General features: G+C 60.4%; 16 protein-coding genes. 8 read left to right on the top strand and 8 right to left on the bottom strand.

Translation table 11 applies throughout. The features are described 5' to 3' along the window. The first annotated feature begins 161 nt into the window (after positions 1-161). Positions 162-1,118, top strand: a complete 957-nt coding sequence (locus tag ACA059_RS08820) for an alpha/beta hydrolase (protein ID WP_497633449.1) — start codon at positions 162-164, stop codon at positions 1,116-1,118. A gap of 222 nt (positions 1,119-1,340) precedes the next feature. Here ACA059_RS08820 and ACA059_RS08825 read toward each other — a convergent pair whose 3' ends face one another. The 5 genes from ACA059_RS08825 to pvdM all read right to left on the bottom strand — a co-directional run bounded on the left by ACA059_RS08825 (position 1,341) and on the right by pvdM (position 9,628). Continuing rightward, positions 1,341-3,818: a TonB-dependent siderophore receptor gene (locus ACA059_RS08825; protein WP_497633450.1), complete on the bottom strand. Its 2,478-nt coding sequence runs from the start codon at positions 3,816-3,818 to the stop codon at positions 1,341-1,343. Between the two features lie 252 nt (positions 3,819-4,070). Next, positions 4,071-5,720, bottom strand: coding sequence for a cyclic peptide export ABC transporter (locus ACA059_RS08830; protein ID WP_497633451.1), 1,650 nt, complete (start codon positions 5,718-5,720; stop codon positions 4,071-4,073). A gap of 218 nt (positions 5,721-5,938) precedes the next feature. Next, complete coding sequence (gene pvdO / locus ACA059_RS08835; protein ID WP_497633453.1) at positions 5,939-6,817, bottom strand: dihydropyoverdine dehydrogenase; 879 nt, start codon at positions 6,815-6,817, stop codon at positions 5,939-5,941. A 150-nt stretch (positions 6,818-6,967) separates the two neighbouring features. Further along, on the bottom strand, positions 6,968-8,248 hold the full coding sequence (gene pvdN / locus ACA059_RS08840; protein WP_497633454.1) for a pyoverdine-tailoring periplasmic protein PvdN: 1,281 nt from the start codon (positions 8,246-8,248) through the stop codon (positions 6,968-6,970). A gap of 30 nt (positions 8,249-8,278) precedes the next feature. Continuing rightward, complete coding sequence (gene pvdM, locus ACA059_RS08845; RefSeq protein ID WP_008152233.1) at positions 8,279-9,628, bottom strand: pyoverdine-tailoring dipeptidase-like protein PvdM; 1,350 nt, start codon at positions 9,626-9,628, stop codon at positions 8,279-8,281. A gap of 254 nt (positions 9,629-9,882) precedes the next feature. Between pvdM and pvdP the strand changes: the two genes are divergently transcribed. After that, complete coding sequence (gene pvdP / locus ACA059_RS08850) at positions 9,883-11,502, top strand: pyoverdine maturation tyrosinase PvdP (protein ID WP_497633455.1); 1,620 nt, start codon at positions 9,883-9,885, stop codon at positions 11,500-11,502. A gap of 169 nt (positions 11,503-11,671) precedes the next feature. Here pvdP and ACA059_RS08855 read toward each other — a convergent pair whose 3' ends face one another. The 3 genes from ACA059_RS08855 to ACA059_RS08865 are packed head-to-tail and all read right to left on the bottom strand — an operon-like array spanning position 11,672 to position 16,220. Continuing rightward, positions 11,672-13,066 carry an efflux transporter outer membrane subunit gene (locus tag ACA059_RS08855; protein ID WP_497633456.1) on the bottom strand — a complete coding sequence of 465 codons (1,395 nt, stop codon included), beginning with the start codon at positions 13,064-13,066 and terminating at the stop codon, positions 11,672-11,674. A 7-nt stretch (positions 13,067-13,073) separates the two neighbouring features. Further along, positions 13,074-15,047: a MacB family efflux pump subunit gene (locus ACA059_RS08860; protein WP_497633457.1), complete on the bottom strand. Its 1,974-nt coding sequence runs from the start codon at positions 15,045-15,047 to the stop codon at positions 13,074-13,076. Next, positions 15,048-16,220: an efflux RND transporter periplasmic adaptor subunit gene (locus ACA059_RS08865; RefSeq protein WP_497633458.1), complete on the bottom strand. Its 1,173-nt coding sequence runs from the start codon at positions 16,218-16,220 to the stop codon at positions 15,048-15,050. Between the two features lie 398 nt (positions 16,221-16,618). Between ACA059_RS08865 and ACA059_RS08870 the strand changes: the two genes are divergently transcribed. The 6 genes from ACA059_RS08870 to ACA059_RS08895 all read left to right on the top strand — a co-directional run bounded on the left by ACA059_RS08870 (position 16,619) and on the right by ACA059_RS08895 (position 23,888). Continuing rightward, entirely contained in the window at positions 16,619-17,101 is a 483-nt protein-coding gene (locus ACA059_RS08870; RefSeq protein WP_046048427.1) for a sigma-70 family RNA polymerase sigma factor, read from the top strand. A 143-nt stretch (positions 17,102-17,244) separates the two neighbouring features. Then, positions 17,245-18,582 carry a lysine N(6)-hydroxylase/L-ornithine N(5)-oxygenase family protein gene (locus ACA059_RS08875; protein WP_497633459.1) on the top strand — a complete coding sequence of 446 codons (1,338 nt, stop codon included), beginning with the start codon at positions 17,245-17,247 and terminating at the stop codon, positions 18,580-18,582. Positions 18,583-19,075: 493 nt separating this feature from the next. Continuing rightward, complete coding sequence (mgtA, locus tag ACA059_RS08880) at positions 19,076-21,778, top strand: magnesium-translocating P-type ATPase (RefSeq protein ID WP_497633460.1); 2,703 nt, start codon at positions 19,076-19,078, stop codon at positions 21,776-21,778. A gap of 112 nt (positions 21,779-21,890) precedes the next feature. After that, entirely contained in the window at positions 21,891-22,607 is a 717-nt protein-coding gene (locus tag ACA059_RS08885; protein WP_497633461.1) for an MgtC/SapB family protein, read from the top strand. Between the two features lie 130 nt (positions 22,608-22,737). Beyond that, positions 22,738-23,151 (top strand): response regulator, encoded by a 414-nt coding sequence (locus ACA059_RS08890; protein ID WP_497633462.1) that lies wholly within the window; start codon positions 22,738-22,740, stop codon positions 23,149-23,151. A 110-nt stretch (positions 23,152-23,261) separates the two neighbouring features. Continuing rightward, on the top strand, positions 23,262-23,888 hold the full coding sequence (locus ACA059_RS08895; RefSeq protein WP_497633463.1) for a response regulator: 627 nt from the start codon (positions 23,262-23,264) through the stop codon (positions 23,886-23,888). Positions 23,889-23,900: the final 12 nt, after the last annotated feature.

Here is a 23,900-nt window from a genome sequence, read left to right on the forward strand (position 1 = left end):
CCTGTAGGAGCTGTCGAGTGAAACGAGGCTGCGATCTTTTGATCTTGTTTTTTAAGATCAAGATCAAAAGATCGCAGCCTCGTTTCACTCGACAGCTCCTACACAAGCGCCGCTCGATTGAAGATTTTGTATTGACCTCTTTGTGTAAAAGGATTTGTCCCATGACTGTGTTGCCAGAACTTGAAGCATTTCTCGAACTCGCCGAGTTCGGCCGGATGACCGGCAAAAGTCGCGCGATGCATGAACAGTCGCCACAACAGGCGCGGATCGATTTCGAAGCGTCGTCGGGGTTTCTTGATGTGCCGCTGGACAGCGTTGCCTGCGAGGACTTCACCATCGCCGCGCGAGATGGCCACAGCCTGTCGGCAAGGGTGTATCGCGATGGGCAATCGGTCGACGGGTTGCAACCGGTGGTGTTGTATTTCCATGGCGGTGGCTACGTGGTCGGCAGTCTCGATTCCCATGATGCGCTGTGCCGGCGGTTGGCCTCCCAGGGCGGTTTTGCCTTGTTGACGGTGGATTATCGCCTGGCACCGGAATGGCGATTCCCGACGCCGGTACAAGATGCCTGCGATGCGGGGAACTGGCTGGTTCGCGAGGGCGCGGCGCATGGCCTGGACGCAACGCGGGTGGCCGTGGCCGGTGACAGCGTGGGGGCGACGCTGGCCACGGTGTTGTCGATCATGGCCGTGCGTGAGCCTCAGGAACTGGCGTTGAAACCCAAAGCGCAATTGTTGGTGTACCCGGTGACGGATGCCACGACCAAGCGCGCGTCGCATCGGGATTTCGCCGAGGGTTATTTGCTGGAGACGCCGACGCTGGATTGGTTCTATGCGCATTACGGGCGTACGCCAGAGGATCTGGCAGATTGGCGCTGCTCGCCGTTGCTGGCGGAGGATCTGTCGGGTGTGGCGCCGGCGCTGGTGTACCTGGCCGGGCATGATCCGTTGCATGACGAAGGGTTGGCGTATGCCGAGCGGCTGCGTGAGGCGGGTAATGATGTGACGTTGTTGGAACAGCCTGGAATGACCCATGACTTTTTGCGCATGGCGGGGTTGTTGAGTGAAGTGGAAGGGATTCACTCGGAAGTAGCAGGGTGGGTACGTTCGCGGCTTTGATATGACGTGAAAAAAACCGCCATCCCTGGATCAGGGGTGGCGGTTTTTTTGTGTCTGGCAATTGAAGATCAAAAGATCGCAGCCTTCGGCAGCTCCTACAGGGAATCGCATTTCAATGTAGGAGCTGCCGAAGGCTGCGATCTTTTGATCTTGCCCTTGATCTTCAGCCAAAAAAAACGCCCGCATCTCACGACACGGGCATTTTTCATTTCAGCTCACGACTCAGAAATCATACTTTGCGGTGATCTGCAGGTTACGTGGCTCGCCGTAGAACGTGGTGCCGAAGTTGCCCAGGCCCGACATGTATTTCTTGTCGAAGACGTTGTAGGCATTGGCGGTGAAGCTCAGGTGTTCGTCGTACTGATAACGGGTCATCAGGTCCACAAGGGTGTAGCCGCCTTGTTTGAGCATGGTGCTGCCGCCTTCGCCGTTACCCACGTTCGGGCTGTAGCTCTGGCCGTAGAAAGCGCTCTGCCAGCTGACACCACCACCGACGGTGAACTGGTTCAGCGCGCCAGGCAGACGGTAAGTGGTGAACGTACGCACTACGTGTTCCGGTTTGCTGGAGGCCAGCGGGAAACCGAAGATGCGTTGTTCGTCGTCGTCACGGGTACGGGCATAGGTGTAGCCGGCAGTTACGTTCCAGTCCTGCGCCAGTTCGCCGGCCAGTTCCAGTTCCACACCCTTGGTGGTGGCGCCGGAGATGGCTTTGTAAACGTCTTGGCCGGTGCCGACGTCGGTGGTGACGTATTGCGCGACGTTGTCCTGCTCGATCTGGAACAAGGCGAAGCTGGCGTTCAGCTTGCCTTCGAAATAAGCCGCTTTGATGCCGGTTTCGTAGCTGTCGCCTTCAACTGGCTTGAGGGTCGAACCGGTGATGTCCTTGTAGATTTGTGGCTGGTAGATCTTGGTGTAGCTGGCGTAGAGCGAGTAGGTATCGTTCAGGTCATAGACCACACCGGCGTAAGGCGTGACGACGCCATGTTCCTTGTAGCTGGCGTGAGTGTCGCTCTGGGTGCCGCCCGGATAGTAGGAGTAATCCTCGTTGTACTTGAAGGTGCTCAGACGGCTGCCGAGGATGAACGACAGGTCGTCGGTCGGACGCAGGCGGGTGGCCAGGTAAAGACCGTTCTGGCTTTGGGTGCGTTCGTATTTGCCGTTTTTCGGGAATTCCTGTTTCGGCAGGTGACCGTTCCAGTCAAAGATGCTGCCCGGCACCAGTTCGAAAGCGCTGGTGTCGTAGGTCGCACCGGTCTGGCGCGAGTGGGAAGCCATGAAGCCAGCCACCAGTTCATGCTCGCGACCGCCCAGGGAGAACGGACCGGAGACGTTTACGTCAGCGGAGTTCTGCACGCGATGACCTTCCCAGCGACCCCAGTACAGGAAGTTGCCTTCGCCAGTAACGGGGTCAGCGGAGCCACCGCTGGCCGAGGCCAGTTGGGTATCGTGATCGGTGGTTTTCTGGTCAAAGCTGGCCTTGAATTTCCAGTCATTGGCCAGCGCTTGTTCCAGCGACGAGAAGTAGGTGACGCTGTCGAAATCACGACGGCTCCAGTCGGCACCCGGGTTGAAACTGCGCGAGAAATCGGTTCGGCTGCCATCGGTGAAGTACGGCGCGTTACCGGTCCACGAACTGCCGCGTGGCGTTGCACTGGACTTGTCGACGCCAAAGGTCAGCAGGGTGTCGTCGGTCAGGTCGGCTTCAAGAATGCCGTAGTAGATGTCTTTTTTCTGGCTGTAGTGGTCGATGTACGAACCTTTGTCCTGATAGGCGCCAACGAAGCGACCGCGCACGTTGCCCGAATCGGTCAGCGAACCGGAGATGTCGCCTTCGGTGCGGTAGTTGTCCCAGGAACCTGCGGTAGCGCTGACCGAGGCCTTGAAATCCTTGGTCGGTTTCTTGCGGATCAGGTTGACCGTGGCGGACGGGTCGCCAGCGCCAGTCATCAGGCCGGTAGCACCCTTGATGACTTCGATGTGGTCGAGGCTGGCGGCGTCGTCGCTGTTGTTCGGGTTCTCACCGTAAACGCCGTCGTAAGGAATGTTGACGCCGTCGTACTGGAAGTTGGTGATGGCAAAACCACGAGCAGAAAACTCGGTACGGTCACTGTCGTACTTCTGCGACGTGACGCCAGGGGTATTGCGCAATGCGTCGGCGACGCTAGTGACACCGCGGTCGTCCATTTGCTGACGGGTGACCACGGTGACCGATTGTGGTGTTTCACGCAGGGTCAGCGGCAGTTTGGTCGCAGTGGTGGTCGCGCCGGTGGTGTAGGAACCGGTATCTTCAGTGGTCAGGCCCAGGGCCTGGCCGGAAATGGTGGTTGCGCCCAGTTGCAGGCTCGAGCCGCCGCCGGACACCAGGGTGACGGTATTGCCGCTGATCTGGAACGAAATGCCAGTGCCTTTCAGCAGGGCGGCGAGGGCATCGGACGGTTCCAGGGAACCGGACACCGCGCGAGACTTGATCCCTGCAACCTGATCCGGGCTGTAGAGGATTTGCAGATTGGTCTGCATGCCCAGTTCGGTCAGCGCGTTGGAAAGCGATTGACCTGCAATGTTCACTTTTACAGGTGCAGCATTGGCCATCGAGCTCCCCAGCAAGGTGGCGGTCAGCAGTACGCTAGTGAACAGGGTGCGATGCAAAGTCGGGCGCTGTACGGCCAGCGCGAGAGGTGTGCGGCGTGTTTGAGGTCGCATTACTTACCTGAGCTCCTGAAAAAGTGTTGTGCAGAGTTTTTGTTAATAGGAATGATTATTAGACGCAGCGCGAACGTAAAACCGGAAAGAAACCGGGAAAATAAATTTCGAAGAAGTAAAAGTGCACAGAACCTGTGGGAGCGAGCTTGCTCGCGATGACGTTGGATCAGTCGCCATCTATGTTGAATGTGATGGCCCCATCGCGAGCAAGCTCGCTCCCACAGGTCCGCGCAATCGGGTATGAAACGCCGATCAGGCAGGGGCCAGCTCGGTGACGACCCGTCCGCTTTCCATGCGCACCAGTTGGTCCGCCACGTCGAAATAACGGTCATCGTGGGAGATCACGATGATGGTCTTGCCCAGACGTTTAAGGTCCGGCAGCAGCTCGGTATAGAAAATCCGGCGGAAGGTCGGGTCCTGGTCGGCCGCCCATTCATCGAACACCAGCACCGGACGTTCCTCCAGCCAGGCATTGACCAGGGCCAGGCGTTTGCGCTGGCCGGTGGAGAGGTCGGTGGTGGTGAAGTTGCCGTCCTTGACGCTGACCTTGTGCGCGATCTCCAGCCGTTGCAGGTATTTGTTGGCGTCTTCGGGGATGTGCGTATCGCCCTGAACCACGTCATCGAACAGGTAATAGTCAGCAAAAATCGTGGTGAACAACTGGCGATAGTCATCGCGGTTGGCGGCGTCGATCACTTCGCCATTGACGTGGATTGCACCCTGCTGCGGCGTGTACAGGCCCAGCAGCAGTTTGATCAGCGTGGTCTTGCCACACCCGTTCTCGCCGACAATAAAGGTGATGTCGCCTTGCTTGATCGTCAGGTTCACCGGCCCGAGCTGGAAAGGTGCAGCGCCTTCGGCAGCCGGGAAGCTGAAACGCACATCGGCCAGTTTCAGTTCGTGCACCGCTTGCTTGACGTTGCCTTTATCGCTCAGCAGCAGATGAGGTTCCGGGGTGGAAAACTGCTCCGACAGTTCGGCGATGCGGCGGAAAGCAATCTGCGCACGGCTGACGATGGGCAGGGTGCTGATCAAATGCTCCAGCGGGCCTTTCATATAAAGCAGCACCAGCACAAAGCCGCTCATCACGGTTTTGTCGGCACTCGGCCAAAAGGATTGCAGGGCCAGGGCCAGACCGATGACCACGAAGAACAGCATCGAGCCAAACGTCTTGGCGATGACGAAGGTGTTGATGGAACGCACCTGGGTGTTGCAGATGAACTCGGCCGTAGCCTTGATGCCCGAGACGAACATGCGCTGGCGGCGTGGACGATGAATGCGCAGTTCCTTGGCACCTTCGGCAATCGCGTTGTAATGCTTTTGCAGTTCATCTTCGGCCTCCCGGGCGGCCATGAAACCCTGAACACCCTTGCTTTGGGCGTAGGCCTGAATCGCCGTGCCGATCAGGATGGCGGCGACCATGATCAGGAACATTGGCCACGACAGAATGGCCAGGTAGCCCATGCAACCCAGGGTCACGGTGACGGAAATGGCCAGCGGCGCGAAGGCGAAGGCGAAGTCGCTGATGGTGTCGACGTCATGGGTCAGCACCGGGATCAGACGGTGGCTGCGATAGCGCTCGATCTGTTCGATCGGCGCCGAGAGGACTTTTTCACCCAATTGTTTACGCAGCTTGGCGATGATGTGCTGGCCGACATAGTTGGTGCCGATGTCCGAGCAAATCGAACTGGCCAGCGCCAGCAGGCACAGACCGGCGAACAGGGCGACGACGCCTTGGGTCAGGCCGGTGTCCGAATGCAGGGCGTTGTTGATGGTCGCCAGCAATACCGTGACGCTCAGGCCGCCGACCATGCCCAGGAAAATGGACGCGGCGACGATGAGCCGAAAGGGTTTCAACAGGGCGAACAATTCGCCGATGGCGCCACGGGTAGGCTGGGTCATGGAAGACAGTTCCTTGGGTCGTAAAGGCAGATACCCAGTAGAACGTCTGGTGGAAGGCTTAATTTAGAAGGGCACCGACTGGCGGCGGGGCAATGGTCACTGACTCCACACACAACCTTGTAGGAGCTGCCGCAGGCTGCGATCTTTTGATCTTGTTTTAAAAGCAAAGTCAAAAGATCGCAGCCTGCGGCAGCTCCTACAGGGGCACGCGTGTTGGCTTAAAGGTCACGCACGATGCGGAAACCCATCCAGTCGCCGCGCTCTTGCGGGTACTGGCTGTTGCGGTTGCCGGAGCGCGAGAACACCGGCGCTTCCCCCCAGTCGTTGCCGCGAATCCGCACGGCTTCGCATTTGGGCTCGACCCAGGCGCTGCCATCGGTGGGGGCACCGACGTAATCAGGGTGTTCGCAGTCTTCCACCCACTCATAGACATTGCCATGCATGTCGTACATGCCAAAGGCGTTTGGCGGGTAGCTGCCCACTGGCGAGCTGAAGCTGTAACCGTCCGCTGGGCCATAGGTGTTGGCGTGTTTGCTGATGCTGTATTCCTTGCCCTCATCGAACGGGAAGGGGAACGGCCCTTTGCTGCCGCCGCGCGCGGCATATTCGCGTTGGGCCTCGCTGACCATGTGGTACGTCTGCCCGGTTTTTTTCGACAGCCAGGCGACGTAGTTCTTCACGTCATCGAAGTTCATGCACACCGCCGGCTGACGCGGGCTTTGCGGATAGCGCGGCTTGCTGGCGACGCACTCGCGACCCGGCCGGGTGTCGCCGTTGGCGATGGTCACGCCACTCTCGCGCATGTAGCTGTCCCATTCACCGGCGGTGACCTGGAAGCGGCTCATGGCGAACGGCTTGGCGAAGGTCACCTCATGCATCGGACCTTCATCGGGTTCGCGACCGACTTCATCGTCCGGCGTGCCCATGGTGAAGGTGCCGGCGGGCAGCACGACCATTTCCGGGCAGTCCCGGCAGTCCTTGAACACCTTGCCCGGTTGCGCGGGTGCGGCAGCCTGGGCGGCGCCAGGCAGCAGGCCTGCCACGAGTGCGGTCAGGGCCAGTGCCTTGAGCGGCAAGGTCAATTGATCTCGGTTCATGAGTCATCTCGATAAAAAAAACGGGTGTCAGGCCGGGTCCAATGTGGGAGCGAGCCTGCTCGCGATTGGGCCATCACATTCAACATTGATGGTGACTGATCCACCGCTATCGCGAGCAGGCTCACTCCCACAGGGTTCTGCGTCATGGCGTCAGGTGGTTTTGTTCAGCAGCGCCATAAAGCGGTCGATATCGTTTTCGGTGTTGAGCAGGCCGGGGGCGATGCGGATCACCGGGCCGACGTCGCGGTCCACCGAGTCGCAGACCACACGGTTTTCCATCAGCTGGACGGCGACTTGTTCGCAGTCGCGATCCTTGATCCGGAAGAAGGTAAAACCGGCCGACAGGTCCGGGCTCTTTGGCGTCACCAGTTCGATCTGCGGGTGCTCCAGCAAGCGATTTTTTGCATAGGTATTGAGCGCGTGGATGCGCGCCTGCACCTCGGCTTTGCCCAGGTCCAGGTGCAGCTTGAAGGCTTCGTTCAGAGCCCAGCGATGCTCAAAGCTGTGATAGCCGCCGGGGGTCATGATGGTCGAGAAGGTGGTGGCTTCGGAGAACGTCGGGATGGTCGGCGTCACGTCCTTGAGCTCGGCCGAACGGGCGCAGATGATCCCGGTACCGCGCGGGCCGAACATCCATTTGTGGGTGCCGGCGATGAAGAAATCGCAGTGCATGTCGGGGAAGTCGAGGTCCTCGACGCCGAAGCCATGGACGCCGTCGACCACATACAGAATGCGATCTTTTTCCTCGCGGTTACGATTCTGTTCGTCCACCAGTTTGCCGATCTCGCCGATCGGCAGTTTGACGCCGCTGCCCGAGTGCACCCACGTCATACCGAGCACTCGGGTTTCGGGGCGAATGCCTTTGGCAATCGAGCCCAGCACTTCATCCACGGAAATGCTGTGACTGTTCTCGAACAGCTTGAGCTTGCGAACCTTGACGCCGTCCTTTTGCTGGCGATATCCCAGCGCATAGTTCGTCGCGTAGTGTTCGTGTTCGCTGGTGAGGATTTCCTGGTCGGGACGCACATGAATGCCGCCGTAGATCAGTGAAAGGCCTTCGGTGGTGCTGCCGGTGAGGGCGATCTGCTCGGGCTTGGCCTTGAGGTAGCGACCGGCCCAGACGCGTACTTCCTGCTCGCGTTTTTCGGTTTCCCCCAGGTCCCAGTCCATGGCCCGACCGGGGTTACGGTCGAGGTTGGCGCGGTGCATGTCGATGGCGTCACGCACAGGTTTGGGGTGCGAAGTCACCAAAAAGTTGGCGAAGTGCAGGTAATCCGGGTCCTGATTGAACATCTGGCGCAGTTGCGCCCATTTATCCTTCGGCAGCGGCGCCGGATTGGCGGCCAGCGCCGGCAGGTTCACGGCAGCGCCCAAGGGCAGGCCGGCCGCGAGAATACCGGCCTGCTTGAGGAATGAACGACGGTTGGTCATGAGCTCGGTTCGCTTTTGCAAAAGAGGGGGTCAGTTTTTCGCCACAGGCTTGGAGGACTTCTGCACCTGGTCCCAGACTCGCAGGAAGTTGCCGCCCCAGAGCTTGGCGATATCGGCTTCGCCATAGCCGCGACTGATCAGCTCGGCCGTTACGTTGCGTGCCTCGCTGACGTCTTTCCAGCCGTCCAGACCGCCGCCGTCGTTGAAGTCGGAACTGATGCCGACGTGGTCGATGCCGATTTTCTTAACGGCATAGTCGATCGCGTCGCCGTAGTCCTTGAGCGTGGCCTTGGGTTCCTCGTCGACGATGGCGTAGAGCTGGCTGGCGTACTCGCCGAAACGTTGCTCGGACCAGACGGTGATCACCGGATCGCCCGGCATCAGCGCCATCTCCAGGCCTTGCAGCGGTTGCAGGTCGAAGCGTGCGCGCAGGGCATTGAGTTTGTCTTGGGTGGCCTGGCTGAGTGGGCGGATGTAGGTCGGGAAACCGACAATCTGCACCACGCCGCCGCTGTTCTTGATCAGCTGCATTTCTTGATCGCTGAGGTTGCGCGGGATGTCCACCAACCCGCGTGGCGCCGAGTGGGACGCAACCATCGGCGCACGGCTCAGTTGGGCAACTTGCTCCAGGGCCTTGGTCGACATCTGCGAGACGTCGATGATCACGCCGAGGTCGTTGAGGCGGTGCACGGCCTGCTTGCCAATCTCCGAGAGGCCGCCAAGGGCGTCGCGGGAATCGTTGAAAAACGGCAACGGCCGGGATGAGTCAGCCCAGGCGTTATTACCCACATAGCTGAAGCCGAACATGCGCATGCCGCGGGCTGCCCACTTGTCCAGGGCGTTCAGGTCGTTGCCCAGCGGATAGGCGTTGAGCATGCTCATGAAAATCGCGAACTTGCCTTCGCCATGCAGGCGGCGGAAATCGTCGGGGGTGTAAGCGATGGCGACTTGATTGGGGAAGTCGCGAACCATTGTGCTGATGATTTTGTAGCGGGTTTCCTGCTCGAACCGTGCTTCGTCGACGAAACCGGCGGTGGGGCGGTGCGGGGCGTTGGCGCCGTTCCAGATTTCCGGCCAGCCGAAGATCGTCAGGGCCGCGCCGGACAACCGTCCACGCCCGGTTTTGACCAGGTCGAACTGCCCGGTGCCGTCCTTGTCCGCTTCATTGCCGGCGGTGCCGAAGTCCAGCGGGACGGTGACGTGGCTGTCGAAGGAGAGGATTCGCTCGTGCAGCTCATCGGCCTGTTTCATCACCTTGACCGGGTAACCGGGATTGTCCTTGAACCAGTAATCCCAGGCTGCAAAGCCTGCACCGGCGCTGATCGCCAGGGCCAGCGGCAGGCCGATGTAAAGAGCCTTTTTCGAACGTGGTTTTGTCATTGCCGTCTCAGTCAGGTTCGCCGTTGGGGGGCAGGCGCAGGGGCCTTTGCTATCTGGGAAGAACGAGTGGCCGACCAGGGAATTTAGGTCTCCCCCGAAAAGATCGCAGCCTTCGGCAGCTCCTACGGGAGTACGCCGTACCAATGTAGGAGCTGCCGAAGGCTGCGATCTTTTCGGGAGCACCATAAATTTCCGCGGGTAATAAACGTTCTAGCTTGGATAAAGCCTGCTTCATGGCTGACACAGGTAGGGCAATGACGATTTCTCGACGATGGTTCATGGCAGGCCTGGCGCTGACCGGCGCGGCCGTGCCTGCGGCTTTTTATGGGCATCGCGAATGGACGAAACCGGATCCGACGATCACCCCAGGCGAAGCGTCATTCGATGTCGCGGATGTCGCTGGCCAGCACTTGGCGAACACCTTGCGCGGTGTCTGGCAGATTCGTTTCGAGGGGCCTGACGCCGGCATCGAAGGCTTGCCACGGGACGGGCTGGAGGTGTTTCTCGACATCGGCCACAAAGGTCGCGGCTTGAGCGGGTTCCTCGACACCGCCGAGCGTTTGCGTTCGAGCGAAACGCCGCGTTATCGGGTGCTCGGCGATCTGGCCGGCGCCAAACCGGCGCAGTTGAGCTGGCGACTGCTCAGCGCCAACGGCGCAGCGGATTACGAATTCAGCATGGCGCTGGACGAAGTCTGGGCCGGTTTCGGCAACGCCGGCAGCGGCACCCTCAGTGGTCGCGTGTCGAATCTGGACCGTCCGTTGATGTTGACGGCCCAGGACAATCGCTTCATTGCCGTCAAGCGCGTGTTCCCCGAAGCCCGCGAGCGCAGCGGTCTCAATCCGACGTTGCTGGCCTGGCTGGTTTCGCCCGCGCATCGGCTGTTTCACCAGCTATGGCATGCCTCCCGGGACAAATGGCACACCCTGTCCGAAGACAAACGCGGCGCCCTGCGCGGCATTGGCTGGCAGCCTGGCCCGCGGGACAAAGAGCGTGATGCCCGCGGCGCGCGCAAGGATCGTAACGGCTCGGGTGTGGACTTCTTCTTCATGCACCGGCACATGCTCGGCAAGGCGCGCTCCCTGCAGGACTTGCCGTCCTGGCAGCACTTCCCGCTGCCGCAGCCGGAACTGGCGCGTGATCGCGTTGGCTTCGCCCGTTATTTCGACAACCACGACGGCACTGCGCTGCCGCCGACCTGGCTGGCCGACGACGATGCCGAGTACTCGCAATGGGTCAGCGACATCAAGACCGCCGAGACCTACCACAGCAATTTCCAGGTCTGGGAATCGCAGTACCGGGATCCGCGTTATCTGTCGAAATTGACCCTGGGTCAGTTCGGTTCAGAGGTCGAATTGGGGCTGCACGACTGGCTGCACATGCGCTGGGCCTCGGTGCCGCGTGACCCGTCCAACGGTCAACCTGTGCCATTTGCCCGGGATCCGGCGGACTTTTCCGCGCGCTGGTATGCGCCGGAAAACGATTTTCTCGGCGACCCGTTTTCGTCTCATGTAAACCCGGTGTTCTGGCACTTCCATGGCTGGATCGACGATCGACTGGAAGACTGGTTCCGGGCGCACGAGCGCTTTCATCCGGGAGAGGTCAGTCGGCTTGAGGTCAATGGCGTGGCGTGGTTTGCGCCTGGGCGTTGGGTCGAGATCGACGACCCGTGGCTCGGCCCGAGCACTCATGGTTGCAGTACTACGCCGGGGTTACAGACCGGCAAGTCGGTGGAGATGGATCCGGAAACCATGAAGCTGGCGTTGCGGATTACCTTTGGTGATGACGAGAAGAAACTGGCGGATCTTTTCCGCAAGGTGCCGCAGCGGCCTTGGTATGCGCGGCATTTGAAGGCTAAGCCGATCGTCACATGATCGTTCCCACGCGTGGGAACGATCAAAGTTAATCAATAAGACCGCGTTATCGTTCAATCGCGAGCAAGCTCGCTCCCACAGGTTATGTGTCGTGCCTAAATCATGCGGCACACATAAAACCCTGTGGGAGCGAGCTTGCTCGCGATGGCAGATTCACTGGCGCCGCAAATTACAAGGCCTGCCACCCTCCGCCCAACGCCTTGTACAACGCAATACTCGCCTGCAACCGCGACAACCGCAGCTGCACATTCAAATCCTGCGCCGCATACAGCGTGCGCTGTGTCTCCAGTACCGTCAGCAAATCCTCGGCACCGGCCTGGTAACGGCTTTGCGCAATGTCGAATGCCGTCTGCGCCTGGTTCAGCTCTTCACCTTGCCACTGCCGCTGTTCGTCCAGACCGCGAATGCTGTTCAACGCTTTTTCCACATCGGCGAAGCCATTGATGATCGCCCCGCGGTACGTCTCCAGCAGTTCTTCCTGGCGGGCCGTGGCCTTGTCGCGCTCGGCGCTCAGGCGACCATTGTTGAAGACCGGCGCGAGCAGTCCGGCGGTGAGGTTGTAGAAGGGGTTGCGCAGGATGTCGGCGGCGCGGTCGGCGCCGGAGCCAATATCTGCGCTCAGGGTTACGGCCGGCAGCATGGCGGCGCGGGCGACGGTGACGTTGGCCTGTGCGGCGGCCAGTTGTGCCTCGGCGCGGGCGATGTCCGGGCGACGGCTGATCAGTTCACTGGGCACACCGGTAGCGATGGTTGGCCATGACAGTTGATCAAAGCGTTCCCCGCCCATGCTCAATTCCTGAACGGGCCGGCCGAGCAGGGCGGCAAGGCTGATCTGTGCGTCTTGAGCCTGTTGCTGCACCAGCGGCAATTGTCGTTGTTGCGCGGCGACCAGGCTCTTCTGCTGCGCCAGTTCCAACGCAGTCTCCGAGCCTGAGTCAAAACGCGTCTGCACCAGTTTCAAAACATTCTGCGCGTTCGCCAGGTTCAGCTCGGCAATGCGGCTCTGTTCGTGCAAAGACAGGGTTTGCGCGTAGCTGTTGGCCACGCCGCTGAGCAGCGTCAACTCCACTGTCGCCTGATCGAATTCGCTGGCCCGCAAGCCGAATTGCGCACTGTCCCGGGAGGCGCGTTGGCCGCCCCAGAAGTCGACTTCGTAAGTGGCGCTGAGGTTGGCGTTAAAGTAATCGACGGCCTTGTTATCGCCGTCGGCATCGAGCTGGCTGTAGCCGTTGCCGCGCAATAGTTTCTGCCGATTGGCGTTCAGGCCGGCCTTGACCTCCGGCAGCAGAGAGCCGCCGGCAATCACGGTGTCGGCCTGAGCCTGGCGCACCCGAGCGATGGCGGCGGCCAGGTCGTAACTGCCGACGCGGGCCTGTTCGATCAGGCGATCAAGCTCCGGGCTGCCGAACTGCGTCCACCATTGCAGGTTGCTGCGAGCAGCGCTTTGAGTGTGTGGCGATTGCCAGGCGGCGGGCGGCTGGAGTCCGCTGTCCGGGCGCTGGGCGGGACTGCCGCAGGCGCCGAGCAACAGGCAGAGGGTCAGCAGGCTGAGTTGCGGCTTCATGGAGAGATCATTCACTGGTAAGGGCCGTGACCGGGTCGAGTCGGGCAGCTTTGCGGGCCGGCATGAAGCCGAAGACAACACCGGTGACCAGGGCGCAGCCGAAGGCGCCGAGCACCGCTATCAAGGAGAACGCGACGGCGACTTCGCTGAGGATCAGCACGCCGCCGACGATCAGTGCCAGGGCGATTCCGGCGAGCCCGCCGACTACAGAAAGCATCACCGCTTCGGTGAGGAACTGGCGCAGGATATCCCGTTGGCGGGCGCCGGTGGCCATGCGGATGCCGATCTCGCGGGTGCGCTCGCGCACGGTCATCAACATGATGTTCATCACGCCGATTCCGCCGACCAGCAACGAAATCGCGGCAATCGAACCGAGCATCAGCGACAGGGTATTTTGCGTGCGTGCTTCGGCCTGGATCATCGCCGCGTTGTTGGTCAGTTCGAAATCCTTCTTGCCGTTGTGCAGGCGCAACATCAACTGCTCGATGGCTTTTTCCGTCTCTTTGACCTTGCGCGCATCGGCGGCGGCGATGGCCACGTATTCGGGGTTGTGGGTGCCGAACAACCGCACACTCGCAGCGGAGTAGGGGATGGCGATGCGATCGTCGCTGTCGGAGTCGCCTGAACTGGCGCCTTTTTCAGCCAGTACGCCGACCACCTGGAACGGCACGTTCTCGATCAGGATGTACTGGCCGATCGGGTTAGCGACGTCCTTGAGCAACTTGGTTCGCACCTTGTGGCCGATCACTGCCACGGCCGCGGCGTTGCGCTCATCCTCCTGGGTAAAGTAGCTGCCTTCCACCACCGGCCAGTTGAAAATCGCCGGGAAATTGGTGTCGTTGCCGCCGACGTAACTCAAGTGGTCGAGGTTGCCGAAACGCACCCCGGCCTCCTGGCCGTTGACCGGCATGATCCGTGTCACTTGCGGCAGGCTTCCCACCGCCGCAACGTCATCCAGGGTGACGATGCCCAACGGCGTTCGCGGGTTTGGTGACGAGCCACTGAGGTAAATGATGTTGGAACCGAACGCGCCCATTTGCGCCATCACCTGACGCTTGCTGCCTTCACCGACGGCCAGCATGACCACCACCGACGCGACGCCGATGATGATCCCGAGCAACGTCAGCGCGGTGCGAAAGCGGTTGATCCACATCACCCGCCACGCAGCTTGCACCGCATCGACCAGTTCGCCTTTCCAGGCGCCAGTGGCTTCGGAGCCTTCGGTCAGGCGCTTGCGTAAGTCCACCGCTTGCAGCGCGCCAGGGTTGGCTGAAGTTTGTGCCTCAGGGTTGTCGCGGGCGCTGTCGCTGATGATCAGCCCGTCGCGAATTTCGATGATGCGTTTGGCCCGGGCTGCGACTTCGCGGTCGTGAGTGATGAGGATGACCACGTGGCCCTGGCTCGCCAGTTCGTCGAGCAGGGTCATGACCTCGGCGCCGCTATGGCTGTCGAGGGCACCGGTGGGTTCGTCGGCGAGGATGATGTGGCCGCCGTTCATCAAGGCGCGGGCGATGGACACCCGTTGTTGCTGGCCGCCGGAGAGCTGGTGCGGACGATTGCCGGTGCGTGAGGCCAGGCCGAGGCGGTCGAGCAGGGCGGCGGCGCGGGCGTGGCGTTCGGCGGCCGGTAAGCCTGCGTAGATGGCCGGCATCTCGACGTTTTCCTGGGCCGAACCGGACGGGATCAGGTGATAACCCTGGAACACAAAGCCGAAGGCTTCGCGACGCAGCCAGGCCAGTTCGTCGCTGTCGAGTGCGGCGACGTTTTCCCCGGCGAAGCGGTATTCGCCCGAGGTCGGGCGGTCGAGGCAGCCGAGGATGTTCATCAGCGTCGACTTGCCGGAGCCGGAGGCACCGACGATCGCCACGAATTCCCCGGCATGGATCGACAGGTCGATGCCGCGCAACACGTGGACTTCCGGTGAATCGCCGCCGCCGTAGGCTTTGCGGATGTCCTGCAGGTCGATCAGGGGCGTCAGCATTCAGCCGCCACTCCCGTCGGCCGGGCCGATCAACAGGTGATCGCCTTCCTCCAAGCCATCGAGAACCTGCACCCGCAGGCGATCGCTGATGCCGGTGCGTACGTTGCGCTGCTCGATGCGGCCATTTTTGGCGACGACCTGGGCGGTCTGATTGTCCGCTCCAGTGCCCGCTTGCAGGGCTGCGATGGGCGCGGTGAGGACATTTTTCGCCTGCTCGGCGACGAAGAAGACTTGCGTGGTCATTTCCGCCATCAGTGCGTTGTCGGCGTTATCGACGTCGAGCAATACGGTGTACAGCACCACGCGAGCGCTGCCGCTTTTGCTCGAACTGGCCGGGCTGCCGCCGCCCTGGCTGGTCTGGTCCAGCGGCTTGGGCGGCACCGGCAGAATCTGCCGCACGGTGCTGTTCCAGCGACGGTTGCCGCCGCTGAGGGTGGTGAACCAGGCCGTCATGCCGGGTTTGACGTGACCGATGTCGGCTTCCGACACCTCGGCCCAGACGGTCATCGGCGACAACTTGGTGATGCGCAGAATCAGTGGCGTTTGTTGCTGGGCGTTAAGGGTCTGGCCTTCACGGGCGTCGAGTGCAACGACGGTGCCGCTCATGGGCGCATAGATTCGGGTGTAACCGAGTTCCGCCTGATCGCTGCGCAGGCTGGCCTGGGCCTGGCGGATCTGCGCCTGGAACATGTCGATACGGGCCTGGGTGGCGCGCAGTTCAGCCTCGGCGGTCTGCACGTCTTCTTCGCGGGTGGCGCCACCGGCCTTGAGGTTCTGCTGACGCTGGAATTTCTGCCGGGCGAGGTCGTGCTGCGCCCGTTGTTCCTGCAGCTGCGCCTTGAGGTTTTCGATGGAGAAACGCCCAGCGTCGAGTTTGGCCTGTTGCGTGGACGGATCGATCTCCACCAGCAACTGGCCTTCCTTGACCACATCGCCGACTTCCACGTGGATCTTGTGGATCTGCCCGGACGCCTGGGCACCGACGTCGACATAACGTCGAGGTTGCAGGGTGCCCAGGGCCGTGACGCTGCTTTCGATGTCGGCGCGGGTGACCTGAACGGTGGCGAACTGGTCTCGACCGGGCGGGATGATCTGCCAGGCGGCAAAGGCGATAACGGGGATCAGACAAAGTGCTGCAAGCAGGGCGCGTCGGGTCTGTCGGGGACGTTTCATGCAGGGTTCCGGCCAATGAATATCGGCCCGTCGCTCAGCCTGCGCACAAAATCGGGCAACAGCAGAGCGCTGTCGGAGGGCCGACAGAGACGGGGAGCTGTCCTGTAAACGAGGAACGGACCGGGGAATTTAGGCGCGGACATATGGCGTAACACCTGTAGGAGCTGCCGCAGGCTGCGATCTTTTGATCTTTAGCGCGCCCAGTTACGCCGAAGATCAAAAGATCGCAGCCTTTGGCAGCTCCTACTATTTGTCGGGCAAGGTGAAGCAACACTTTAAATCTATATGAGAATTACTATAAATTACGCACCTCGAACTGCCACTATCGTGCCACTGCCCATTTTGGCGGTCGACGATCTGGCTCAAGGACAGAAACCGCACCCCTGCGGCCGGGAGTCATGTTGGAAAACTACTATCGCGAGCTGGTGTGTTTTTTGAACGCCAAGCTGGGCAACCGTCAGGTGGCCGAAGATGTGGTGCATGACGCTTATCTGCGGGTTCTGGAGCGCTCCAGCGACACGCCGATCGAGCAGCCTCGGGCGTTTCTGTACCGCACCGCGCTCAATCTGGTGATCGACGACCATCGGCGCAACGCCCTGCGTCAGGTCGAATCGCTGGAAGTGCTCGACAACGAAGAGCGCTACTTCACCCCATCCCCCCATCACAGCCTCGATCACGGTCAACGCCTGGAGATGCTCCAGCGTGCATTGGCGGAATTGCCCCGGTTGTGCCGCGAGAGTTTCCTGCTGCGCAAGATCGATGGCCTGTCGCACCCGGAGATCGCCGAACACCTGGGTATTTCCCGGGCCCTGGTGGAGAAACACATCGTCAATGCGATGAAGCATTGCCGGGTGCGGATGCTGCAATGGGATGCCCATTGATCCGACCCGATCCAAGCTGCATTAAATTTTTTTTCATTGTCCTCGTTCCCTTCAACAGACGATCTGCTGTCCTGCTCAAGGCCGGTCAGGTCACTTAGGCTTACTCCCCGCTGCTTCGGGGGTTCATCCAGAGGACACTGGAAATGACACAGGCAATTGCATCGCCCATCGTTCACGACCTGATCGGCGTCGGTTTCGGCCCTTCGAACCTGGCGCTGGCCATCGCTCTGCAAGAGCGCGGGCCGAGTCAGGGCGAGCTGGATGTTCTGTTTCTCGACAAGCAGGCCGACTACCGCTGGCACGGCAACACCCTGGTGACCCAGAGTGAGTTGCAGATCTCCTTCCTCAAGGACCTGGTGACCCTGCGCAACCCGACCAGCCCGTACTCGTTCGTCAACTACCTCAAGCACCACGGCCGTCTGGTGGACTTCATCAACCTGGGCACCTTTTACCCGTGCCGCATGGAGTACAACGATTACCTGCGCTGGGTCGCCGGGCAATTTGAAGCGCAGAGCCGCTACGGCGAAGAAGTGCTGACCATCGAGCCGGTGTTGCACAACCAGCAGGTCGAAGCGCTGCGGGTGATCTCGCGCGATACCCAAGGTCAGCAGCACGTTCGCACCGCCCGTTCGGTGGTGGTCAGTGCCGGCGGAACACCGCGCATTCCCGAAGCGTTCAAGGCGCTCAAGGGTGACAGCCGGGTGTTCCACCACTCCCAGTACCTGGCGCAAATGGCCAAGCAGCCGTGCGTGAACAACCAGCCGATGAGCATCGCGATCATCGGTGGCGGGCAGAGCGCGGCGGAAGCGTTCATCGATTTGAACGACAGCTTTCCGTCGGTGCAGGTGGACGTGATCCTGCGTGGCTCGGCCCTGAAACCAGCGGACGACAGCCCCTTCGTCAACGAAGTGTTCTCCCCGGAGTTCACTGATCTGGTGTTCCAGCAGGCGAGCAGCGAGCGCGAGCGTCTGGTCAACGAGTACCACAACACCAACTATTCGGTGGTGGACATCGACCTGATCGAACGCATCTACGGCATCTTCTATCGTCAGAAAGTCTCGGGCATCGCGCGCCATGCGTTCCGCACCCTGACCACCATTGAAAAGGCCACCGCCACCGAGCGCGGCATCGAGTTGGCCGTGCGCAACAACGCCACCGGTGAAGTCACGGTCCGTCATTACGACGCTGTGGTGCTGGCCACCGGTTACGAGCGCCAGATGCACCGCAAACTGCTGGCGCCACTGGAGCAGTACATGGGCGATTTCGAGGTTGACCGTAATTACAAACTGATCACTGACGAGCGCTGCAAGGCCGGCATCTATATGCAGGGCTTCTGCCAGGCGAGCCATGGTTTGAGCGATACGTTGCTGTCGATCCTGCCGATCCGCGCTGATGAGATTGCCGGTTCGTTGTATGACCATGGCAGGGCGCGTGGGCATGGTCGTTCGGTGATGGATTTGTTGTTGGCCACTGCCAGCTGACATCGAGTCGCTTGCGAAAAGATCGCAGCCTTCGGCAGCTCCTACATTGGTATGGTGTACACCTGTAGGAGCTGCCGAAGGCTGTGATCTTTTGATTTTTGTGGCTGGCAGAAACTCAATCCTGAACCCTTCCTGAAGAACCCCGCAATTCTCCCTCCACACGCCTTTGCTTCGTTTACTCTCCAGAAATCGGGGCGTAAGCTTCGCGCGTTTTCAATCAATAGCGGAGACCCACAGTGGGTACTTGTTCGAGTGACAGTAGTCGGCCGGTTTCGATAACCGGCACCTTCCCGGCAAGATAACGCACAGCCTTTTGTGCCGTTGTCTCGCCGAAAAGCGAGCAGCGGCATCCCGATCGCGGCCAGTCCTGGTCCGTGTCCCGACGTCCCTCTCATCGACGCTGAACCGTGCGTGATGTTCGACTTTGTGTCGTGATCGCGGCGTATCGACACGCCTGCTCGACGGTTTCCCGGCTGACCCTGGGGGAACTGCCATGAACCTGACCCTGCTCAAAGAATTCTTCGCCGGATTCCTGCGCACCCGCCACATCGCCCGACACTTCCGTCGCCTGGCGCTGCTGGAAAACTTCACTGACACCACGGTCAGCCGCGAGGTGCCGCCCACCCTGGCGCAAACCCTGGTGAGCGCTGCCAACAGCGACACCGGCCGACTGCTGGACAATCTCGGCAGCCACACCGATGGCTTGAGTGAACTCGAAGCCGATGCACTGCGCGTGCAATTCGGCCTCAACGAAGTCGAGCACGAACAGCCTCTGCCGTGGTGGACCCACCTGTGGCACTGCTACAAAAACCCGTTCAACCTGCTGCTGACCTTGCTCGCGGTCATCTCCTGGCTGACCGAAGACATGAAAGCCGCCATCGTGATTTTCTCCATGGTGGTGCTCTCGACCTTGCTGCGCTTCTGGCAGGAAACCAAATCCAACCAGGCCGCCGACGCGCTCAAGGCAATGGTCAGCAACACCGCCACGGTGTTGCGTCGGGATGCGCAACGTACCGAGCTGCCAATCAAACAGTTGGTACCGGGCGATCTGATCGTATTGTCGGCCGGCGACATGATCCCCGCCGATTGCCGGGTGCTCGGCGCCAAGGATTTGTTCGTCAGCCAGGCCGCGATGACCGGCGAATCGATGCCGGTGGAAAAATTCCCCCGTCAGCAGGACAGTGACACCCGCAACCCGCTGGACCTCGACAACATTCTGTTCATGGGCACCAACGTGGTGTCCGGCACGGCCATGGCGGTGATTCTCACCACCGGCAACAACACCTATTTCGGCGCCTTGGCCCAGCGGGTCGGCGCTACCGATCGCGCACCCACTTCATTCCAGACGGGCGTCAACAAAGTCAGCTGGTTGCTCATCCGGTTCATGTTCGTCATGGCGCCGTTGGTACTGTTCATTAACGGCTTCACCAAGGGCGACTGGACCCAGGCGCTGCTGTTCGCGCTGTCGATTGCCGTGGGCCTGACCCCGGAAATGCTGCCGATGATCGTCACCTCGACCCTGGCCAAGGGCGCGGTGTTCCTGTCGCGCAAAAAAGTCATCGTCAAACGCCTCGATGCGATCCAGAACTTCGGCGCCATGGACGTGCTGTGCACCGACAAGACCGGCACCCTGACTCAGGACAAAATCTTCCTGGCGCGCAATGTCGATGTCTGGGGCAACGACTCCGATGACGTTTTGGAAATGGCCTACCTCAACAGCTACTACCAGACCGGCCTGAAAAACCTGCTGGACGTGGCGGTGCTGGAGCACGTGGAAATCCACCGTGAACTGAAAGTCGGCACCGCGTTTCGCAAGGTCGACGAGATCCCGTTCGACTTCACTCGCCGGCGGATGTCGGTGGTGGTCGCCGAGCGCGATCACTCGCACCTGCTGATCTGCAAGGGCGCGGTGGAAGAAGTGCTGGCGGTGTGCACGCGGGTGCGTCATGGCGTCGTTGATGAAGCGTTAAGCGATGAACTGTTGGCACGGATTCGTCAGGTCACTGCCGCGTTCAATGCCGAAGGCTTGCGCGTGGTGGCGGTTGCAGCGCGGCCGATGATTGAAGGGCGCGATACCTACAGCCTCGCGGATGAACAGGCCCTGACGCTAATCGGTTACGTGGCTTTTCTCGATCCACCCAAGGAAAGCACCGCGCCGGCCCTCAAGGCATTGGCCGCTCACGGCGTGGCCGTGAAAGTGCTGACCGGTGACAACGAACTGGTGACCGCGAAGATTTGCCGCGAAGTCGGCCTGGAGCAGCAAGGCCTGCTGATGGGCAACGACATCGAGCGCATGAGCGACGCCGAACTGGCGGTAGCGGTGGAGAGCACCAACGTCTTCGCCAAACTCACGCCGACGCACAAGGAACGCATCGTGCGTTTGCTCAAGGGCAACGGTCATGTGGTCGGTTTCATGGGCGACGGCATCAACGACGCGCCAGCGCTGCGCACCGCCGATATCGGCATTTCGGTGGACAGCGCCGTGGACATCGCCAAGGAAGCAGCGGACATCATCCTGCTGGAGAAAAGCCTGATGGTGCTGGAGGAGGGCGTACTGGAAGGGCGCCGGACCTTCGCCAACATGCTCAAGTACATCAAAATGACCGCCAGCTCGAACTTCGGCAACGTGTTCTCGGTGCTGGTGGCCAGTGCCTTCATCCCGTTCCTGCCGATGCTGCCGATGCACCTGCTGGTGCAAAACCTGCTCTATGACATTTCGCAGATTGCCATCCCGTTCGATAACGTCGACGAGGACATGCTGAAAACACCACAACGCTGGCAGCCGGCGGACGTCGGGCGTTTCATGCTGTTTTTCGGGCCGATCAGCTCGATCTTCGACATCACCACGTTTGCCTTGATGTGGTACGTCTTCGACGCCAATATCCCGGACCATCAAACCCTGTTCCAGTCCGGCTGGTTCGTCGTCGGGCTGCTGACCCAGACGCTGATCGTGCACATGATCCGCACACCGAAAATCCCGTTCCTGCAAAGCCGAGCAGCGATGCCGCTGATGGTGATGACTGGAATCATCATGGCCGTCGGCATCTTCTTGCCGATGGGACCGCTGGCGCACTACTTCAAATTGCAGGCGCTGCCGTCGCTGTACTTCGTGTTCCTGCCGGTGATTCTGCTGGCGTACATGGGCCTGACGCAGGCGGTGAAGGGGTTCTATATCCGCCGGTTTGGCTGGCAGTAAAGTCAAAAGAGCGCAGCCTGCGGCAGCTCCTACAGGGGATCGCGTACTCCTGTAGGAGCTGCCGCAGGCTGCGATCTTTTCAAACGGACAAGAAGATCCAGGAACTGAATTCATGCAAGCGATCAACAACATCAACCTGACCTCCTTGGTCGACACTCTGCTCAGCCTCAGCGCGGCCTTCATCCTCGGCGGCCTGATCGGTTTCGAGCGCCAGTACCGCCAACGGACCGCCGGCCTGCGCACCAATGTGCTGGTGGCTGTGGGGGCGGCGATCTTTGTCGACATGGCTAACCGCCTCGGTGGTGCCGAAGGCGCCGTGCGAGTGGTGGCCTACGTGGTCTCCGGGATCGGCTTTCTCGGTGCGGGGGTGATCATGCGCGAGGAAGGCAATGTCCGCGGGCTCAACACCGCTGCCACCCTATGGGCTTCGGCGGCGGTGGGGGCCTGCGCCGGCGCCGACCTGCTGCTCGAAGCGCTACTGGGCACGTTGTTCGTACTGGCGGCCAATACCTTGCTGCGGCCGATCGTCAACAACATCAACCGTCAGCCGCTGGATGTGATTTCGGCGGAAGTCACCAACATCGTGTACGTGATCGCCCGGCGCTCGCAACAACAGGCGGTACTGGCCTTGTTAGAGGCAGAGCTTGAGCGCAGCAATTACCCGGCGAGCGATATGGATGTGCACGCGTTCGGCACGGATGAGATCGAAATCGAAGCAACGCTGGCGACAACGTCGGTCGATGGCGATGAACTGGATGCACTGGTGGGGCGGATTTCGACGTCGACGTTGGTGGTGCAAGCGTTCTGGAGTCCGAGTACGACGGAATAGCCGTTCTTTCGATTTTCCTTCTGCCTCCGGAGGAAGCGTCCTGGTTTTTAGGAAAAGTCCTACAGAAAGCTCGATGGGTCTTCCGTAGCCTTGCGCCCTCACGAATCTGACACCCTCCTGGGGGCCCACGTTGTCGAACAAAGCCTTACGTATCCTGATCGCCGACGAGTTGCATTTTCACCGCATGAAGGTCGAGCGACTGTTCAATCAACTCGACTACTACCGGATAGCACCGGTGCACAGCCTTGAAGAGCTGTTGACCCTGGTCGAATACGGTTGCGAGCCATTTGATCTGGTGGTCATCAATGCCTCGCTGGCGGGCGGGGCGTTGAACCTGTTCGATTTTTTCCTTGATAACCAACAGGTTCATCACGCCTTGATCTATGACGGTCAGCAGGCGCAACTGCCGCCCATTCCTGCCTGCGTTCAACAGACGGTCGAGGTGAGCCACGCGACGCTGCCTGATCTGGCGTCCATTGCGCGGCTGATGGCGATCATCGACCCTGGTCTACCGTTCGTCGGTACTGTCATTTCTGTCAGGTAGTTGCGCCCGGTTTTTCATGCAAAAGTCTTTGCGCAGCCGGTGCGTTCAACCGGGCCGGGCTCATGGGCATTGATTGCTCAATCGTCGTTGTTGTTGCACAGGGAGTTGCCATGAAGTCAGTGCTGATTGTGGACGATCATCCGGTGGTTCGCGCCGCAGTCAAAATCGTACTGGTGCAGGAGGGTTTCAAGCAGATATACGAAGCGGCGAGTGGTAATGAGGTCTTGCCGAAGATCCGCGAACACAAGCCTGATCTGGTGGTACTGGATCTGGTGATGCCCTCGCTCGACGGGCTGGATGTACTGGCGCGGATCAAGACCAGCGGGGTGCCCTGCCGAGTACTGGTCTTCACGTCCCAGGAACCCATGTTTTATCAGGATCGTTGCATGCACGCCGGCGCCGCAGGCTATATCGCCAAGTCCAATGACTTGCAGCACTTGCACAGCGCCGTGCACGCCGTGATGGGCGGTTACACCTATTTCGCCCAGCTACCCTCGGCGTCGGTGTCGCTGAACTCGATGCAACTGAGTGAAAAACAGATGATCGATAAACTCTCCGACCGGGAATTGACGATCTTTCAGCATCTGGCCCGGGGCATCAGTAACAAGGCGATCGCTGAAATCATGCACTTGAGTCACAAGACCGTCAGCACCTACAAGACCCGTTTGGTTGGAAAACTCAACGTGGAATCGGCGGTGTACCTGAGGGATTTTGCCAAGCGTAATCATCTGATCTGAGTGAGCCCGATC

The organism is Pseudomonas sp. LBUM1647 (assembly GCF_059716175.1).

Excerpts from the sequence above, each read along its gene's own strand:
- ACA059_RS08820 (WP_497633449.1), top strand. The coding sequence starts at position 162 with ATGACTGTGTTGCCAGAACTTGAAGCATTTCTCGAACTCGCCGAGTTC.
- ACA059_RS08825 (WP_497633450.1), bottom strand. The coding sequence starts at position 3,818 with ATGCGACCTCAAACACGCCGCACACCTCTCGCGCTGGCCGTACAGCGC.
- ACA059_RS08830 (WP_497633451.1), bottom strand. The coding sequence starts at position 5,720 with ATGACCCAGCCTACCCGTGGCGCCATCGGCGAATTGTTCGCCCTGTTG.
- pvdO (WP_497633453.1), bottom strand. The coding sequence starts at position 6,817 with ATGAACCGAGATCAATTGACCTTGCCGCTCAAGGCACTGGCCCTGACC.
- pvdN (WP_497633454.1), bottom strand. The coding sequence starts at position 8,248 with ATGACCAACCGTCGTTCATTCCTCAAGCAGGCCGGTATTCTCGCGGCC.
- pvdM (WP_008152233.1), bottom strand. The coding sequence starts at position 9,628 with ATGACAAAACCACGTTCGAAAAAGGCTCTTTACATCGGCCTGCCGCTG.
- pvdP (WP_497633455.1), top strand. The coding sequence starts at position 9,883 with ATGACGATTTCTCGACGATGGTTCATGGCAGGCCTGGCGCTGACCGGC.
- ACA059_RS08855 (WP_497633456.1), bottom strand. The coding sequence starts at position 13,066 with ATGAAGCCGCAACTCAGCCTGCTGACCCTCTGCCTGTTGCTCGGCGCC.
- ACA059_RS08860 (WP_497633457.1), bottom strand. The coding sequence starts at position 15,047 with ATGCTGACGCCCCTGATCGACCTGCAGGACATCCGCAAAGCCTACGGC.
- ACA059_RS08865 (WP_497633458.1), bottom strand. The coding sequence starts at position 16,220 with ATGAAACGTCCCCGACAGACCCGACGCGCCCTGCTTGCAGCACTTTGT.
- ACA059_RS08870 (WP_046048427.1), top strand. The coding sequence starts at position 16,619 with ATGTTGGAAAACTACTATCGCGAGCTGGTGTGTTTTTTGAACGCCAAG.
- ACA059_RS08875 (WP_497633459.1), top strand. The coding sequence starts at position 17,245 with ATGACACAGGCAATTGCATCGCCCATCGTTCACGACCTGATCGGCGTC.
- mgtA (WP_497633460.1), top strand. The coding sequence starts at position 19,076 with ATGAACCTGACCCTGCTCAAAGAATTCTTCGCCGGATTCCTGCGCACC.
- ACA059_RS08885 (WP_497633461.1), top strand. The coding sequence starts at position 21,891 with ATGCAAGCGATCAACAACATCAACCTGACCTCCTTGGTCGACACTCTG.
- ACA059_RS08895 (WP_497633463.1), top strand. The coding sequence starts at position 23,262 with ATGAAGTCAGTGCTGATTGTGGACGATCATCCGGTGGTTCGCGCCGCA.